Below are 15,329 nucleotides of genomic sequence, written 5' to 3'. Positions count from 1 at the left end.
AAACGATTGATGGGGCGATCCTCTCTAGCGTATTATTGTATTATTACACTAGCAAGGTGATTACGGCGGTCAAGGCCGAGATGAGGCCCTCACTCCTCCCTCGTCACACTGGGAACGCGTGGTTGGGTAGGTGAGCAAAAACCGGCAAACGTCTCAAACGGCAAATCCCGGCCTTCCCGGGCATTTGCGCCCAGGCTCAAGAATGTGCTCTGAAGTTGGCCACCCTGATACAGTTGCCGCACGAAGACGGTTTGTTCCCCGGCGCTGAACTGTAGCCGCCGAATGGCCGCTTTGCCCCGCACCACAGGCGCAAGACTTTCGAAGGGAACGAACATGTCCATTCGAACAGCCTGGCCCGGAGACTGGCCCACCAGCAAGGCTTGCGCGTCCGTGAGGGTAAGCACGTATTCCTCAGTGCTGCGTTCATCACCTACGATTGTGCACCCGAATGCCTGCACCTCTCCGTCCCATGGCAAAACCGGTCGAGCAACGGGTCCGGCCTGCATGACCAGCAATGCAGCAGTAGAGGTCGCAAGGCCAATCATGCCGCGCACTTCCTCAGCACGAGCTGTGCGGCAAATATGGTGTCTATACTTCCCATCATCGAAGACTCCCCAACATCCACGATGAAGTCAACATCCGCATTTGGGTCGTTAGCAGTCATTGTACGAAGCTGTACCCCGGATCAGGTCCGGGATGATAATATCAGAAAGAACCGGCTCGATAGATTTCCGAGACGAGCAGGATCGATCCGCCAGTATAGTGGCAATAGCCCATCACCATGAGCGCTCCGGGCCATTGCGTCTCGCACCGGCCAACCTCCCCGACCACTTTAATCCGTTCCGGCTCGCTTGGCGGGTTTCCGACCTTGGTCCAATCGGCATACAGGCCGACGCGGTTTCCACGCAGTTTTTCGGCGGTTGCGGCTCGCCTGGATCGGGCGTCGCGAAGACCGGCAAAAAGGGCGCGATCCATCTGGAAACCGTCGACCACCACACATGCACCCAGCGCGGTGCCATCGCCGGATGCCAGCTGCGTGAATGATACCGGCGTCGCGTTTTCAAGATTACAGACTGCCGGGTCCGCCCATGCATTCATGAGGACAGACCCCGCGTCACCTTCGTCCTGCGCAAAGGACGGTGCAGCCAGGCAGATTGCAGCGGCGGCCGATAAGGCGAGCCGCCGGCAGGTCTTCAAGCCCGCGCCTCTTCCACGCCCGCGCTGTTGTGGCGCAGCGCGTTCAGCACCGTGTCCACGATATGCGGCGCATTCAGCCCTGCCTCGTCATACTGCTTCATCGGATCGTCCTGATCCTGGAAGGTGTCGGGCAGGCGCATGGTGCGCACCTTGAGGCCGTTATCGGTCAGGCCTTCGTCGCTGGCATAGGTCAGCACATGCGCGCCGAGGCCGCCGATGGCGCCTTCCTCGATCGTCACCACCACTTCGTGGCTGCGCATCAGTTTCTCGATCAGATCGGTGTCGAGCGGTTTGGCGAAGCGCATGTCGGCCACGGTGGTGGACAGGCCCTTGGCCTCCAGCTGGTCGGCGGCCTTCTTGGCCTCTTCCAGCCGCGTGCCGAGCGACAGGATCGCCACCTTGCTGCCTTCGCGGACCACGCGGCCCTTGCCGATTTCCAGCTTTTCCAGCTGTTCGGGAATTTCCACGCCCGTGCCGCCGCCGCGCGGATAGCGGAAGGCGATGGGGCCATCGTCATATTCGGCGGCCGTATAGGTCATGTGCGCCAGCTCAGCCTCGTCGGCGGCGGCCATCACCACCATGTTGGGCAGGGTGGCGAGATAGGTGACGTCGAAGCTGCCCGCATGGGTGCAGCCGTCGGCCCCCACCAGACCGGCGCGGTCGATGGCGAAGCGCACGGGCAGGTTCTGGATCGCCACATCGTGCACCACCTGGTCATAGGCGCGCTGGAGGAAGGTGGAATAGATCGCCGCGAAGGGGCGCATGCCTTCGGCGGCAAGGCCCGCGGCAAAGGTCACGCCGTGCTGTTCGGCAATGCCGACGTCGAACGCCTTGTCAGGGTGTGCTTGGGCGAATTTGTCGACGCCCGTGCCGCTGGGCATGGCGGCGGTGATGGCGCAGATACGCGGATCGCTTTCAGCCAGCTTGGCCAGCGTTTCGCCGAACACGTTCTGATAGGCGGGCGGGCCGCCGGTGGATTTCTTCTGCTTGCCGGTGACGACATCGAACTTGGCGACGCCGTGATATTTATCGGCACTGTTTTCGGCCGGGGCATAGCCCTTGCCCTTTTTCGTTACGACATGGATCAGCACCGGGCCCTGTTCGCTGTCGCGCACATTTTCCAGCACCGGGATCAGATGGTCGAGATTGTGCCCGTCGATCGGGCCGACGTAATAGAAGCCCAGTTCTTCGAACATGGTCCCGCCGGTCACCATGCCGCGGGCATATTCTTCGGCCTTTTCCAGCCCGCCCCACACGCGGCGGCCCATGCGGCGCGCCAGCTTGGATGCCATGGTGCGCAGGCCCAGATATTCGCTGGAAGACACCATGCGCGCGAGATAGGCCGACAGCCCGCCCACCGGGGGCGCGATGGACATATCGTTATCGTTGAGGATCACCACCAGCCGGTTGCCCGCCTGTTCGGCATTGTTCATCGCCTCATAGGCCATGCCCGCGCTCATCGCGCCATCGCCGATCACCGCGATGCCGCGGCCGGGCCGCGCTTGCATCTTGTTCGCCATGGCAAAGCCCAGTGCGGCGCTGATCGAGGTGGAGGAATGCGCGGCGCCGAAAGGATCGTATTCGCTTTCGGCGCGCTTGGTGAAGCCGCTGAGGCCACCGCCCTGACGCAGCGTGCGGATGCGGTCGCGGCGGCCGGTCAGGATCTTGTGCGGATAGCATTGATGCCCCACGTCCCACACCAGCTTGTCGGTCGGGGTGTCGAACACATAGTGGATCGCCGTGGTCAGCTCGACCACGCCGAGGCCCGAACCCAGATGCCCGCCGGTCTGCCCGACGGCATCGATCATCTCTTCGCGCAGTTCATCCGCCAGCTGGCGAAGCTGGCTCTTGTCGAGTTTGCGAAGGTCGTCGGGCGTGTCGACTGTGTCGAGCAGGGGGGTATATGGGCGGTCACTCATACGAATGCTCTACACTTGGTTTATCGAACTGTCGATGAACGGCTTGTCGATGAATTTACACGGTTGGGCGCTGACGTCACGAATACTGCCGTTACCCGGGTCGGCTTTCGGGCAGCGTAATCGCCACCTAGTTAGCGCCGTCAGGCGGCGCAGTCGTCACCCCGCGACCGCCGTCAGGCGGCGCAGTCATCACACAGCCCGCGCAGTTCCACGACCGGGCGGACATCGGTGAAGCCGGCATCCTTGCCCGCAACGCGCAGCGCGCCCGTCACGCGTTCGTCGTCGATATGGGTCGCCTTTCCGCAATCGTCGCAGATCAGGAAGATGCAATCGTGGCGGCAACCGGGATGGGTGTTGACGAGATAGGCATTCGCGCTCTCGATCCGGTTGGCCAGATTGGTGCGCACGAACAGGTCGAGGATGCGGTAAACGCTGTTGGGCGCCACGCGCTTGCCGCGCGATGCCGAAAGATTGTCGGCAATGTCATAGGCGCTGGCGGGCTTTTCATGCCGCGCCAGTTCCTCGAACACGGATTGGCGCATGCCCGTCCACTGTTCGCCGGAATCGGTCAGCGTGATGCGGGCCGCGTCAATCAGATCGTCGCCCGAATGTTCCTCATGTGCGTGTGCATGTCCTGCCATGGCGTCAAAAGTAGGACGCGCAGGGCCGCGGCGCAAGTCAGTCGCGCTTGAACTCCGCGCGATAGGCGCTGGGGTAAAGCCGCTTCAGCGCCGCCACCTTGGGCGCATCCCAGCGCACGATATAGCCGTGGCGAGGATTCTTGGCGGCAAAGTCCTGGTGATAGGTTTCCGCCGGGTAGAAACCCTGCGCCCGCTCGATCTTCGTGACGATCGGCTTGTCCCACACGCCGGCCTGTTTCAGCTGGGCGATATAGGCCTTGGCCACCTTGTTCTGTTCGGCCGACATGGGCACGATGGCGCTGCGGTAATGCGCGCCGGTATCGGGGCCCTGGCGGTTCAGCTGCGTGGGATCGGTGATGACCGAGAAATAGATGCGCAGCAGCTGGTCATAGCGGATGACATCGGGATCGTAGGTCACCTTGACCGCCTCGGCATGGTCGGTGACGCCGCTCGAGACGAGCGAATATTTCGCCGAACGCTCGGTCCCGCCGTGATAGCCGGCAATGGCGCTGGTCACGCCCTTGGTATGGCTGAACACAGCCTCGACGCCCCAGAAACAGCCGCCGGCAAAGATCGCGGTCTTCAGCCCGCCGCTTTCGCTGGCGCGGGTTTCGGCAGGCGGGGTTTTCACCACACTCTCCGCCGCGAGCGCGGGCTGCTGGCAGGCTCCGGTCAGAGCCAGCGCCAGCGAGGTCAGGAGAAGGGGAATGCGCCGCATCAGATGATCGCGGCGACCGCCGAGACGATCTCGCCGCTGTTCGAAAATGCGATGATGGCCGCTCCGGCGAGAAAGCCGATGCCGAAATTGCGATAGAGGTCGGGGGTGAAGAGATTCATGTCTTATCTTTCGTGTCTTTATCACACGTGGGTACACGCCGTCCGATTGCAACGTGCTGAATACGATGGTTGTGAACGGTTCAGGCGATCACCGCCGGTGTTCGGGCCAGGCGCGCCCGATCAAGACGGTGTTCGGAGCCTGATCCGGAACACTTCTAGTGGCGGAAGTGGCGCATCCCGGTGAAGACCATGGCGAGGTTTTTCTCGTCGGCAGCGGCAATCACTTCCTCGTCGCGGATCGAACCGCCGGGCTGGATGATCGCCGTCGCCCCCGCCTCGGCGGCGGCCAGAAGACCGTCGGCGAAGGGGAAGAATGCATCCGATGCCACCGCGCTGCCCACGGTGCGGGACTGGCCCCAGCCGTAGGTTTCTGCGGCTTCTGCGGCCTTCATCGCGGCAATCCGGCTGGAATCGCGGCGGTTCATCTGGCCTGCGCCAATGCCCGCCGTCGCGCCGTCCTTGGCATAGACGATGGCGTTGGATTTCACATGCCGCGCCACGGTCCAGGCGAAGAGGCAGTCTTTCAGCTCCTGCTCGGTCGGCTGACGCTTGGTGACAACCTTCAGATCTTCCTCGGAAATTGCCCCATTATCCCGCGTCTGCACCAGCAAGCCGCCGGTGATGACGACCTGGGAGAAGCCGGGCCGGCGCGGGTCGGGCAGGCCGTCGGTCAGCAGCAAGCGGAGGTTTTTCTTCTTCGCGAAAGCAGCCCGCGCGGCATCGTCGGCCCCGGGGGCGACGACCACTTCGGTGAAGATCTCGCAGATCGCCTCTGCCGTCGGGCCGTCGAGCGGCACATTGGTCGCCACGATGCCGCCAAAGGCGCTGACACTGTCGCATTCCAGCGCGGCTTTCCAGGCGTCGAGAAGGCTGTCAGCCTGCGCCACGCCGCAGGGATTGGCGTGCTTGACGACGACCACCGCAGGCTGTCCGCCCGCGAATTCGGCTACCAGTTCAAGTGCGGCGTTGGCGTCGTTATAATTGTTGTAACTCAGTTCCTTACCCTGCACCTGCTCGGCCTGCGGAAGCCCCGGCGAAGCGACGCGCTGCGGAACGTAGAGCGCGGCCTGCTGATGCGGATTTTCGCCATAGCGCAGGGTGGATACGAGCGTGGATGCCAACGCGCGTTTCTGCGGGAAAGTCTCGCCCTGGTCGGCATAGGCGAACCACTGGCTGATCGCGGCGTCATAGGCGGCAGTGGCGGCAAAAGCCTTGGCCGCCATGCGCTTGCGGAAATCGCGCGATGTCGCGCCATTCGCTTCCAGCTCGCCCAGCAAGGCTTCGTAATCGGCAGGATCGGTGACGATAGTCACATAGTCGTGGTTCTTCGCCGCGCTGCGCACCATGGAAGGCCCGCCGATGTCGATGTTCTCGATCACCTCATCCCGGCCCGCGCCCTTGGCCACGGTTTCCTCGAAAGGATAGAGATTGACCACCACCAGATCGATGGCGCCGATGCCGTGCTGCTCCATCGCAGCGGCGTGATCGGGATTGTCGCGCACCGCCAGAAGGCCGCCATGCACCATCGGGTGCAGCGTCTTCACGCGGCCATCCATCATTTCGGGCAAGCCTGTGAGATCAGAGACATCTTTCACATTGAGGCCCGCATCGCGCAGCGTCTTAGCAGTACCGCCGGTGGAAACCAGTTCCACGCCCCTGGCCGCCAGTGCCTTGCCCAGGTCCGCCAGTCCGCTCTTGTCGGAAACCGAGAGAAGCGCCCGCTTGATGCTCACATCGCTCACGTAAAGATCATCCCATTTTCTTGAGCAGCCAGGGAAACCGTTCCCCGCCGCGCGCGGCCATGCCTTCGACCACGATTTGCTGCACACCGTGCGGACGGCCATGGCCATCGACCCACAGGCTGTCCTCCAGTATGCAGTGCGCCTCGCCGCTAACGCCTGCGAGGCGGAATTGCCAGTAACTTGCATCGGGCAAAGCAAGATGGGCGCCCATGCCGTCATCGGTCAGCCGCGCCTCGATCCCGCGGCCGAGATGGAAGCGGATCGCAAAGCCGACCTTACCGCGCTGCCCCTTCTTGCCCGACGGTTCGAGGACGTCCTCACCGCGCAGTTCGCCGCCGTCGTCAGACAAGAGCAGAATCCGGCGGTGCTGCAGGCCGTAGCGCGCCACATAGCCATTATGCGCCGCTTCCAGCCTGGTCGCCCGGCGGCCGCCCTGCTGGACGATCTGGCGGTCGAAATCGACTTCCTCGACCCCCTTGCCGATCTGTCCGTTGAGAAGAACGGCGGTCGAATTGGCATCGTCGAGCACCAGCGTGGAATGCGCCGAACTGCCCCGCAGGCCCTGCTCGATCCGCGCGGGGACAAGCGCACCGGCCAGCTCCGACCCGCCGCAATTGACGATGATGCGCTGGTTCCTGTGCGAAAACTCGAACGCCAGCGTCGAGGCGCTGCCCTGGCGCGCGTGGCGCGGCTTGGGCGGCGGCGCGGCGTCCATCACGAGGACCCCATCGCGCGCCTTGATGCGCTGATAGCCCCACTGGCGCGATTCCAGCATCGGGCGGGCGCGTACCCTGCTGGCGGTTACCAGGGCATCGACTGCGGCTTCGTCGGTGGCCGCGCTGCCCTGCCAGCTGCCCAGCCCCTTGTCGCCCATCCGCAGGGATAGCAGCGCGGGGACCAGCAGGCTGAGCAAGGCCTCAATCGCAGCGGGCGGATCGCACTTCACGGCGGCATAGCAGGCGCGCAGATCGATGAGCAGCGCGATCGCCTGCATCTGCGCCGAAGGACTGCGCGACACCACTCCGCCATCGTCGCCAACCAGCTCGCCGAGCGCTTTCAGCAGGCCCGCTTCCCCATGCAGGCGGCGCGGACGGCCATCGGGCATGAGCAGTCCGGCCGCCACGATTGCGGTCCAGCCAGTGACCTGTGCAAGGTGGTCTTCGCTTTTCGTCACATTACGGTCGAGCCAGCGTGCCGTGGTTTCGATCGCGTCCAGAAGGGGATCCTTGAGGCTTTCCCCTTCGCCCGAGAGCAGCACCGGCGTATGCACCAGCCAGTTGAGCAGGCGCAATCCGGCCAGTTCGACGTCCCACGCTGCGCCCTTGCCGGGGGCGGGATTCCGCTTGATCCAGGCGCGAAAGATGCGGCCCGAGGTATCGGCGCACTGGCCGCGCGGCGCAGAGGACGACAGATCGCGCATCCAGGTGAAACCGTGGACGGCCCGCGCGAAAGGCGGCGTAAGCTTGGAGGGCGAGGCGAAGTCGAGCTTGCCGATCGGCGCCTTCAGCCCGCCCACCTGAAAATGGCCCGCACGAAGGGCAACACCGGCGGACCGATCGCCCGGCAGCGGGGTCTCCACCATCGCCAGAAAGCGTTTGCGCGCCGGTTTGCGCAGCGGCGCCGCGAGGACGGAGCCAGGCACGCCGAACTTATAGGCCCAGCGAATGGCCGCATCGAGCGGGCTGGAACTGGGCAGCGCGAAATCGGCAGGGACCAGCGCACGCAAGGGTTCCAGCGGTTCGGGGTCGACCTCGACCTGCGGCCGTGAGGCAAGCGCAGCAGGCGGCGGCGTAGCCCGCTTGGCGGGGCGCTCCGGCTGCGACCGATCAGTGATTGGCGCTGGCGTTTCCGCTTGTGGCTCGGCCTTTCGCTCGACCGAGCGGGAGGGCTCGGATTTGCCCTCGACCAGCGGTTCGGGATCGTCGAACAGCGGCAGGGCCGCCTGCGTGCCGCCGGGCATATCTGCCTTGGCGGCGCCCAACAGGTCGGAATGGCCATCGCTCATTCGAGCCCCTTCAGCGCGGCGATGTTGGCAGCATAGTGATCAGGACCGCCGCGGAAGGTCGCGGAGCCCGCGACCAGCACATCGGCCCCGGCATCGACACACAGCGGCGCGGTTTTGGCGTCAACGCCGCCATCGACCTGCAAGCGGATATCCTTGCCGGTTTTCTCGATCATCTTGCGGATCGCTTCGATCTTGCGCAGCTGCGAATGGATGAAGCTCTGGCCGCCAAAACCGGGATTGACGCTCATCACGAGGACGAGATCGACTTCCTCGATCAGATAATCGAGCATCTTGGCCGGCGTGCCAGGATTGAGCACCACGCCCGCCTTCTTGCCGAGCGCCTTGATTGCCTGCAGCGTGCGATGGATATGCGGGCCCGCTTCCGGATGGACGGTGATGAGGTCTGCACCGGCGTCCGCGAAGGCTTCGAGATAGGGATCGACCGGCGCGATCATCAGATGAACGTCGAACGGCTTCTGCGTGTGCGGGCGAAGCGCCTTCACCACTGCGGGGCCGATGGTGATGTTGGGCACGTAATGCCCGTCCATCACATCGATATGGATCCAGTCCGCCCCGGCCTGATCCACCGCGCGCACCTCTTCACCCAGCCGGGAAAAATCGGCCGAGAGGATCGAAGGGGAGATCAGGGGGGCGGTCATGCGCGTCAATCCAATGGCGGGTAAGGGTGAGCCGTCGTATAGAGAGATTACAGTTGCGCACCACGGGTCCACAAGTTTGTCCGCAGGATTATCCACGGGCCGTGCAAGGCTTGCGGCGCTCGCCGGAACGGGAATTGAACGGCAAATTCAGCCGTAATTCAGAGCCAGATGATATATCGCGTTCCATATCCGGCGGGTAAGCCCGCCAGAACGATTACGGGGCTAATAGCCATGACAAGAACCTTATCCCTCTTCACCGGGGCCGCGGCGCTTGCGCTGACGGGCCTCTCTTTCGCGGCTCCCGCGCAGGCGCAGTACCGCCAAAAGATCACTCACGATGCGGCAAAATGCGCCCCCGGCAAGGGGCCTGCAGTGATGGTGTCCATCAATGGCGTCAAGGAATCGAAAGGCACCATCCGCATCCAGTCCTATCGCGCCACGAAGCAGGACTGGCTGGAGTCCGGGCGGTGGATCTATCGCATGGAAGCGCCCGCGAAGGCCGGAACGATGCGCTTCTGCATGCCGCTGCCAAAGCCCGGCCATTACGGCATCGCAGTGCGCCACGACGTCAACGGGAATGGCGAAACAGACATTTTCAGCGACGGCGGCGCCATGTCTAACAATCCGAGCATCAACATCTTCAACCTCGGCAAGCCGAGCTACAAGAATGTCGGCTTCGATGTCGGCAGCGGCGTCGCGAACATCTCGATCACCATGCGTTACCGCTGAGCGCGGCGCGCTCGCCACAGCTCCCATGCTGCTCCCGGCATGGCGAGCAGGGGGTGCCGTTCGCGAAAGGGGGTAACCTCGAGCGCGATGCCGGTGTGACGCTCCAGCTTCCATGCGCCATAGCGCGCGGCCCCTTCGAAAGTGGTGGTTGCCTTGGCGAGACGCAGAATATTAAGCGGCTTCCCAAATCGTTCGCGCCGCTTCCACCGGGCGCGCAGGTCGGCTTCTGTCTGTGCAGGAAGGTCCGGCTCGAGTAGGCCGTTGGTCCGGCCGAACGGGACCCCAGCTGCCTCCCAGGCCAGTGGCAGAAGCCCGTCGAAATGTGACGCGTTCACCGTCAGGATCGAATCTTCGCGCCCCGGTTTTTCGACCCGAAATTCCGCGCGATAGGTTGCCTGGAACAGCGCGCGCCAGAAATCTTCCGCCTTTCCCGCCTCGGGACCGAGCACAGCTGCAAAGCGGCTCGCAGTGCAGGCCGCCTGCATGATCGCCTCGGTAACTTTTTCGGCAGCATCGCCATCGCGCGACCAGGCCAGCGCGCTCGGTTGGACGAAGCGGGTCCAGATCGTAGTATCCCTGCTTTGCCCAGCGGCGGCTTCGGAGAATTTCGCCAGGCTCATCGTGGCGATCTTCGCGCGGAGCGTTTCTCCTTCCGACGACCATTCACGGTAGCTGACGCGCGGCCAGACACGCTCGCGCTGGGGGCCGGGGAGCAGGACGTAAAAATCCAGCACGCCTTCGAGCGAGCCGGTACGCAGATTGGAGCCGTAGAAAAGCACCGCCAGCGCGCCAGCCTCTTTCCCGAGGCGCTGGGCATAGGCCTGCACTTCGGGCCGAAGCGGCAGGGATAGCGTCTCGCCCACCCGCGTGCGCAGGCTCTGCGTCACTCGGCGACGAAGGTCAGTTCGGGCCCCTGTTCGATCCGGTAGCTACCCGGAGCGAAATGCTCCCCGTCCAGGACGAAGGGGGTATCGAGCGTCATGGTGAAACCCTCGGCCGCGACATGGTGCAGGCCCTGCGTCTTCAGCCAGCGGGGATGCCAGCCAGCGAGAATTGCCGGAACCGAAAAAAGCACGCGGCGCCGCGGATGATCGAGCACGGCCAGGCGAATGCCGTTCTGACCTTTCCCGAACAGCTTGATATCGAGCGGCATCGTCTGGAGTGTCGATGCGAGCATGAGGTGCCGCCGAAGTGCATCGCCGAAATCCGATCGCTCGATCTCACGACCGGATGGCAGGTAGGCGAGCTTGAGGCGCGTGCCTCGCCGCCATTGGTTGCCGTCGCTCCCGAACAAGGCCTGCAAGACGCCCCAGGCGCTGGTCATTCCAACCGCAAGCGAATTGAAGAAGCCGATCTTGTGAGCGTCCTGACCGGCGTCGACACCCAAAGAAAAGGCGCCCGCTCCCATGATGAAGCCGAGCACTGGAGGGTCCTTGCTGTCGATCGGCTGGACCGCAAGCGGCCTGCGCCTGACCGTACGCCCGTTGGTGTAGGCGGCAATGGCCTGCGATAGGGTCCAGTCCTCAGGCGAACCCAAATCCACATTGAGGGCATTGGTCTTGCCCTTCGGCAGAACCGCGATCTTGGGCCAGTTGTTGCCGAAAACGCTTTGCCCCATGGTCAGGACATCGCGAACTGTCCCATCTCCGCCGCTGATGACCAGCAGATCGATGCCGCGCTCCGCAAAGCGGGCCAGTTCGTGGACGATATCGTGACGCGTATCGGGGCACGCGACCGTCACGTTGCTGCGCCCTTCGCATTCGCGCGTTTCCGCGAGATTCTGATGGCTGCGGCGATTGAGGATCACACCCACGCGCACGGCCTGGCCGCTACGGCTCGCCGGCTGCAACCGCAGCGGCGCGCGTGCGCTGTTACCTGCGCTGCGGGCAAAGTCCTCGAACTGGTAGATCGTACGTTCCATAGTCTTGGCGCCAATGCCCGATAGAGATCGGCGAACCTAGTAGTTTCCCGAATGAGTCACACTTTGTCATGACTATGTAACCTTTTGGCCAGCGATTTCCAGCTTTGGCTGGAAAGCTGCCCTTCGCTTGCGGCCGAGAGGCAGGGAAGACTTTTCACTGCCTCTCGGTTGCAGGATCAGAAGTCGGCTGAAATGCTGGCCTTGAAAGTGCGCGGCGTCCCCTGCAGCAAGGCCGAGGAGAAAGCATCGAAGGCACTGGCCCAATAGCGTTCGTTGGCGACGTTATCGACCGAGAGCCGGACAGTGACCGGCGTCTCGCCGGCAGCAAATACGTAACGGGCGCCAAGATCGAAACGGGTCCAGGTCTCGAGTTCCAGAGTGTTCGCCGCATCGACCCACTGGGGGCCGGTGTGGATAACCCGCGCCGTCAATGTGGCGCCTCGAAGAAACGCAGGGTCCCATTCGACATCTGCATTGGCAGTGTATTCGGGAACACCGGTTACCTTCGTGCCATCATCATATTCCGCGTCGCTCAATGCGGCACCGCCGATCAGACGCAGGCCCGCCGCCACTTCGCCGCTGGCGGTGAATTCCAAGCCTTCGTTGCGCTGCTCCCCGCGGTAACCGTAGGTGCCGTCTTCCAGCAGCCCCTCGCCCGGCCGTTCTATACGATAGGCGCCAAGCGTGAGGAACATGCCGCCCAGACCCAGTTTTCCGCCCACTTCATACTGAACCGACTTGCGCGGCGCGAGTGCCTGGCCCGCGTTTGGCAGGGGATTGGCTGTGTCAAATGGGACGATGGGCCCTGCCTGAAGCGCCTCGATCCTGTTTGCGTAAAGGGACAGCTGTTCGGCAGGCTTGACGACGAGTCCGGCCACCGGAGTTACGGCGTCACGATCGTAGAAATCTGCGGGAGTGCCATCATAGTTGATGTTGCGCTGGCGGATGTTCTGGAGGCGCAGCCCGCCTGTCACCAGAATGCGGTCATTCCACAGACCCACCGTATCCGACGCAAAGGCGCTGAACAGCGTGGTCCGCGCGGTAGGATTGGGATTGTCGAGATCGCCGCCGATGAAGCCGGTGGAGTCAGGTCGCGCGACCTGCGGGGTGTCGTAAAGGTTGGTGCCGTAGCCCGGAAGGAAATCATAGGCCGTGCGGAAGACCTGCCAGTTGGCGTTGCCGCCGAAATTGAACTCATGCGTGATTGCCTGGCCGAGCTTCACACGCAGACCCGCTTCCACCGCTTCGTTATTGGTGGTGGCAGGGACGAACAGGGCCGATCCTGTCGCCGCCCCCGTCACCGCGTCATCGACTGTGATCCCGCCATATATCCCCTCTTCCGATCCATCGCGCGCGCCCGCCTTCGCGTAAATAGTGGCATTATCTGCAACGGCATATTCGAGATCGATGGTGCCGAAGACATCGCGCAGTTCACTGTAAGTGAAGTCCTGCGCGTAATTGGCGTCCGCTTCGGGAACCGCCGGAATTGCGCCCGCTGCGATGGTCACCTTGGGGCGCAGGCCGTCCACGCGGACTTCCTGAAAGGCAAGGTCGAGCGCTGCCTTGAACGGTCCCGAAGAGTAATCGATCGCCGCGCCGACGACGGCAGTGCGCCTGCCTTCGCGGTCGATCGATGTTTCGCCGTCGCTGTACGCGCCGTTAAGGCGGACACCCCATTCGCGGTTCTCGCCGAAGCGCCGCGAAACGTCGACCGCGCCGCCGAAGCGGGCGTTCTCTTGCGCCGATCCAGTAACGCGGACGAAATCTCGGGATCCTGCCCGCTTGAGCTGAAGGTTGACGTTACCGCCGAGCCCCGTTCCGCCAGGCGCCGCCCCGTTGAGGAATGCGCTGGCTCCGTTGAGAACCTGCACGCTGCCATAGAGCTGGGGAGCGACCAATTGGCGCGGGCCGACGCCGTAAAGGCCGTTCACGCCCACGTCGTCGCCGAACAGCGTGAACCCGCGAACGACGAACTGCTCTGCTGCATTGCCGAAGCCGTAGGTCGTGCGGATGGTGGCGTCGTTTTCGAGCACTTCGCCCAGCGTAAGCGGCTGCTGGTTGAGGATCAGGCTCTCGTTATAGGTGCGGATGGTGAAGGGCAGGTCTTCTGCCGCCTTGTCTCCAAGAACCCCCGCGCTCCCACCATTGGTGACTTCCGATTGGTTGGCGCGCTGAGCCGTGACCACGATGGTGTCCTGATCCTCCTGCGCATGGGCAACGGCAGGGAGCGACAAGGCAAGGGCAATCGTGGAAATGCACGTCGAACGATTCATGTGGAGGTCTTTCATGAGCAGTTTGGGGATCGTTTCGGAGACCGGCGCAAAAGGCCGAAAAAGAGGGTCATCGGAGCAAGGCCAGCGAGGGCCCATGCCAGCGCATCTCGCGCGCCTTCGCCAGTCAGGCCAAGGATAAGGCCCGCAATCAGCGCCATGCCGATCAGCAGCGGAATTGCGAAAATTGCCGAGGGTTTACGCGGCGCGCTTTTCATGCGGCCTGCCCCGGAGTGCTGCCGGAATAGATTTCCTCCACCCGGCGTTCGATGTTGCCCGGGGTGCGCCGAAACCAAAGGAGGATTCCGGTCCATAGAACCCAGATCGTGGCCAGGGTCAGCAAGGCCCAGATCAGCTTGAGCGGCAGCCCGCCATAGTCCCCAAAATGCAGCGGCTTGGACATCATCAGCGCCTGATTGAGCGCTGGCATATCACGGGCGTCGGTAACTTGTGCCGTGGCCGCGTCGACAAGCGCCGGGGTCAGCAGATGCTCAGTCAGGGCGCGGTCACCCTGGAAGAAGATCGCATAATGGTGGCCGGACGACCAGTCGCCGCCGGGAAAACCGATGAACTGGGGGCTGCGGCCCGGGAGAGCCCGGTTAGCGGCAGCCATCGCCGCGTCCAGAGATCCATAATCTCGCGGAGCCAGCGAAGGCGTACCCGCGTATGACGCAGCCATCCGCGCAACCTCGCCGTCGCGCCAACTGTCGGTCAGTGGGTCGGCAAAGGCATTGATGGCACCCGTCAGCCCGATGACGAGCATCCACGCCAGCGCCACGATACCGACGAAATTGTGCTGATCGAGCTGCCGCAACCGGTCGCTTTTATTCCTGCGAATGGTGCCGAATGCGATCTTGCGCATGAAAGGGGCGTAAAGAACGGTACCCGAGACCAGCGCGACGACGAACAGCAATCCCATCACACCCAGAACCAGCATGCCTGGGAGGCCAAGAAACATGTCCGTATGCAGCTGGAGGATGAAGTCCATTACCGGATTGACCGGTGCTGGGCCTAGCGACGCGCCAGTCGTCCTGTCGAAGAAGAAGAGCTCCATCTGATCGGCAGGCGCATCCGCGCGGGGGCCGGTTGTCACGGTCAGCAAGGGGCTGTCCTGACTGAATGCCATGAACAGCGGCACTGACCCAGGATCACCCGCGAGAGCCTTTTCGAGCATGACATCGAGCGGCAGACCGGCTTCGGCCGAGGGAGGACCACTCAGGGCTGCTTCCGCGTCTCCAGCCATGGCCGCGTCGATTTCGTCATGGAAAATGAGCGGCAGACCGGTGAGGCAAAGCATCAGCAGGAAAACGGTCGGAATCAGGCTGCTCCACTTGTGGATCAGGTACCAGATTCGGATCGCTCGGCGAGACATGCGCGCCCGCTACAGATGCCAATCCTGTGGGTCAATG

General features: G+C 63.3%; 14 protein-coding genes. 1 reads left to right on the top strand and 13 read right to left on the bottom strand.

Features of this window, described 5'->3' with window-relative positions; genetic code table 11:
* Nucleotides 1-89: 89 nt before the first annotated feature.
* The 8 genes from K3175_RS13585 to rpe all read right to left on the bottom strand — a co-directional run bounded on the left by K3175_RS13585 (nt 90) and on the right by rpe (nt 9,000).
* Entirely contained in the window at nt 90-545 is a 456-nt protein-coding gene (locus K3175_RS13585; protein ID WP_221543976.1) for a hypothetical protein, read from the bottom strand.
* A 160-nt stretch (nt 546-705) separates the two neighbouring features.
* The gene (locus K3175_RS13580) at nt 706-1,098 is read right to left on the bottom strand and encodes a hypothetical protein (RefSeq protein ID WP_221543974.1); all 393 of its coding nucleotides are present in this window, start codon (nt 1,096-1,098) and stop codon (nt 706-708) included.
* A 95-nt stretch (nt 1,099-1,193) separates the two neighbouring features.
* Nucleotides 1,194-3,116: a 1-deoxy-D-xylulose-5-phosphate synthase gene (gene dxs, locus K3175_RS13575; protein WP_221543973.1), complete on the bottom strand. Its 1,923-nt coding sequence runs from the start codon at nt 3,114-3,116 to the stop codon at nt 1,194-1,196.
* A gap of 173 nt (nt 3,117-3,289) precedes the next feature.
* On the bottom strand, nt 3,290-3,757 hold the full coding sequence (locus tag K3175_RS13570) for a Fur family transcriptional regulator (RefSeq protein ID WP_221543971.1): 468 nt from the start codon (nt 3,755-3,757) through the stop codon (nt 3,290-3,292).
* Between the two features lie 37 nt (nt 3,758-3,794).
* Nucleotides 3,795-4,475: a peptide-methionine (S)-S-oxide reductase MsrA gene (gene msrA, locus K3175_RS13565; RefSeq protein WP_221543970.1), complete on the bottom strand. Its 681-nt coding sequence runs from the start codon at nt 4,473-4,475 to the stop codon at nt 3,795-3,797.
* A gap of 274 nt (nt 4,476-4,749) precedes the next feature.
* Nucleotides 4,750-6,336, bottom strand: coding sequence for a bifunctional phosphoribosylaminoimidazolecarboxamide formyltransferase/IMP cyclohydrolase (purH, locus tag K3175_RS13560; RefSeq protein ID WP_345719363.1), 1,587 nt, complete (start codon nt 6,334-6,336; stop codon nt 4,750-4,752).
* Nucleotides 6,337-6,343: 7 nt separating this feature from the next.
* Nucleotides 6,344-8,341 (bottom strand): heparinase II/III family protein, encoded by a 1,998-nt coding sequence (locus K3175_RS13555; protein ID WP_221543966.1) that lies wholly within the window; start codon nt 8,339-8,341, stop codon nt 6,344-6,346.
* The gene (gene rpe, locus K3175_RS13550) at nt 8,338-9,000 is read right to left on the bottom strand and encodes a ribulose-phosphate 3-epimerase (RefSeq protein ID WP_221543965.1); all 663 of its coding nucleotides are present in this window, start codon (nt 8,998-9,000) and stop codon (nt 8,338-8,340) included. Before rpe ends, K3175_RS13555 begins: the two co-directional genes overlap by 4 nt.
* 231 nt (nt 9,001-9,231) lie before the next feature.
* Between rpe and K3175_RS13545 the strand changes: the two genes are divergently transcribed.
* Nucleotides 9,232-9,729, top strand: coding sequence for a DUF2141 domain-containing protein (locus K3175_RS13545; protein WP_221543963.1), 498 nt, complete (start codon nt 9,232-9,234; stop codon nt 9,727-9,729).
* Here K3175_RS13545 and K3175_RS13540 read toward each other — a convergent pair.
* The 5 genes from K3175_RS13540 to K3175_RS13520 all read right to left on the bottom strand — a co-directional run bounded on the left by K3175_RS13540 (nt 9,720) and on the right by K3175_RS13520 (nt 15,292).
* Nucleotides 9,720-10,616, bottom strand: coding sequence for a hypothetical protein (locus K3175_RS13540; RefSeq protein ID WP_221543960.1), 897 nt, complete (start codon nt 10,614-10,616; stop codon nt 9,720-9,722). The genes K3175_RS13545 and K3175_RS13540 overlap by 10 nt on opposite strands.
* The gene (locus tag K3175_RS13535; protein WP_221543958.1) at nt 10,613-11,650 is read right to left on the bottom strand and encodes a diacylglycerol/lipid kinase family protein; all 1,038 of its coding nucleotides are present in this window, start codon (nt 11,648-11,650) and stop codon (nt 10,613-10,615) included. The genes K3175_RS13540 and K3175_RS13535 overlap by 4 nt, the downstream gene beginning before the upstream one ends.
* A gap of 176 nt (nt 11,651-11,826) precedes the next feature.
* Nucleotides 11,827-13,938, bottom strand: a complete 2,112-nt coding sequence (locus K3175_RS13530) for a TonB-dependent receptor (RefSeq protein WP_221543956.1) — start codon at nt 13,936-13,938, stop codon at nt 11,827-11,829.
* The gene (locus K3175_RS13525) at nt 13,935-14,138 is read right to left on the bottom strand and encodes a hypothetical protein (protein ID WP_221543954.1); all 204 of its coding nucleotides are present in this window, start codon (nt 14,136-14,138) and stop codon (nt 13,935-13,937) included. The genes K3175_RS13530 and K3175_RS13525 overlap by 4 nt, the downstream gene beginning before the upstream one ends.
* Nucleotides 14,135-15,292: a PepSY-associated TM helix domain-containing protein gene (locus tag K3175_RS13520; RefSeq protein ID WP_221543952.1), complete on the bottom strand. Its 1,158-nt coding sequence runs from the start codon at nt 15,290-15,292 to the stop codon at nt 14,135-14,137. The genes K3175_RS13525 and K3175_RS13520 overlap by 4 nt, the downstream gene beginning before the upstream one ends.
* Nucleotides 15,293-15,329: the final 37 nt, after the last annotated feature.

This window comes from Qipengyuania aestuarii (assembly GCF_019711535.1).
In the GTDB taxonomy this organism is placed as follows: domain Bacteria; phylum Pseudomonadota; class Alphaproteobacteria; order Sphingomonadales; family Sphingomonadaceae; genus Qipengyuania; species Qipengyuania aestuarii.
The sequence above is the reverse complement of the archived record's forward strand: the minus strand, read 5'-3'. Positions and strand labels throughout refer to the sequence as shown.

What these genes read in the sequence shown, in the direction of transcription:
- dxs (WP_221543973.1), bottom strand. Translation starts at nt 3,116, where the DNA reads ATGAGTGACCGCCCATATACCCCCCTGCTCGACACAGTCGACACGCCC.
- K3175_RS13530 (WP_221543956.1), bottom strand. Translation starts at nt 13,938, where the DNA reads ATGAAAGACCTCCACATGAATCGTTCGACGTGCATTTCCACGATTGCC.
- K3175_RS13570 (WP_221543971.1), bottom strand. Translation starts at nt 3,757, where the DNA reads ATGGCAGGACATGCACACGCACATGAGGAACATTCGGGCGACGATCTG.
- K3175_RS13585 (WP_221543976.1), bottom strand. Translation starts at nt 545, where the DNA reads ATGATTGGCCTTGCGACCTCTACTGCTGCATTGCTGGTCATGCAGGCC.
- K3175_RS13545 (WP_221543963.1), top strand. Translation starts at nt 9,232, where the DNA reads ATGACAAGAACCTTATCCCTCTTCACCGGGGCCGCGGCGCTTGCGCTG.
- K3175_RS13525 (WP_221543954.1), bottom strand. Translation starts at nt 14,138, where the DNA reads ATGAAAAGCGCGCCGCGTAAACCCTCGGCAATTTTCGCAATTCCGCTG.
- rpe (WP_221543965.1), bottom strand. Translation starts at nt 9,000, where the DNA reads ATGACCGCCCCCCTGATCTCCCCTTCGATCCTCTCGGCCGATTTTTCC.
- K3175_RS13555 (WP_221543966.1), bottom strand. Translation starts at nt 8,341, where the DNA reads ATGAGCGATGGCCATTCCGACCTGTTGGGCGCCGCCAAGGCAGATATG.
- K3175_RS13520 (WP_221543952.1), bottom strand. Translation starts at nt 15,292, where the DNA reads ATGTCTCGCCGAGCGATCCGAATCTGGTACCTGATCCACAAGTGGAGC.
- K3175_RS13580 (WP_221543974.1), bottom strand. Translation starts at nt 1,098, where the DNA reads ATGAATGCATGGGCGGACCCGGCAGTCTGTAATCTTGAAAACGCGACG.
- msrA (WP_221543970.1), bottom strand. Translation starts at nt 4,475, where the DNA reads ATGCGGCGCATTCCCCTTCTCCTGACCTCGCTGGCGCTGGCTCTGACC.
- K3175_RS13535 (WP_221543958.1), bottom strand. Translation starts at nt 11,650, where the DNA reads ATGGAACGTACGATCTACCAGTTCGAGGACTTTGCCCGCAGCGCAGGT.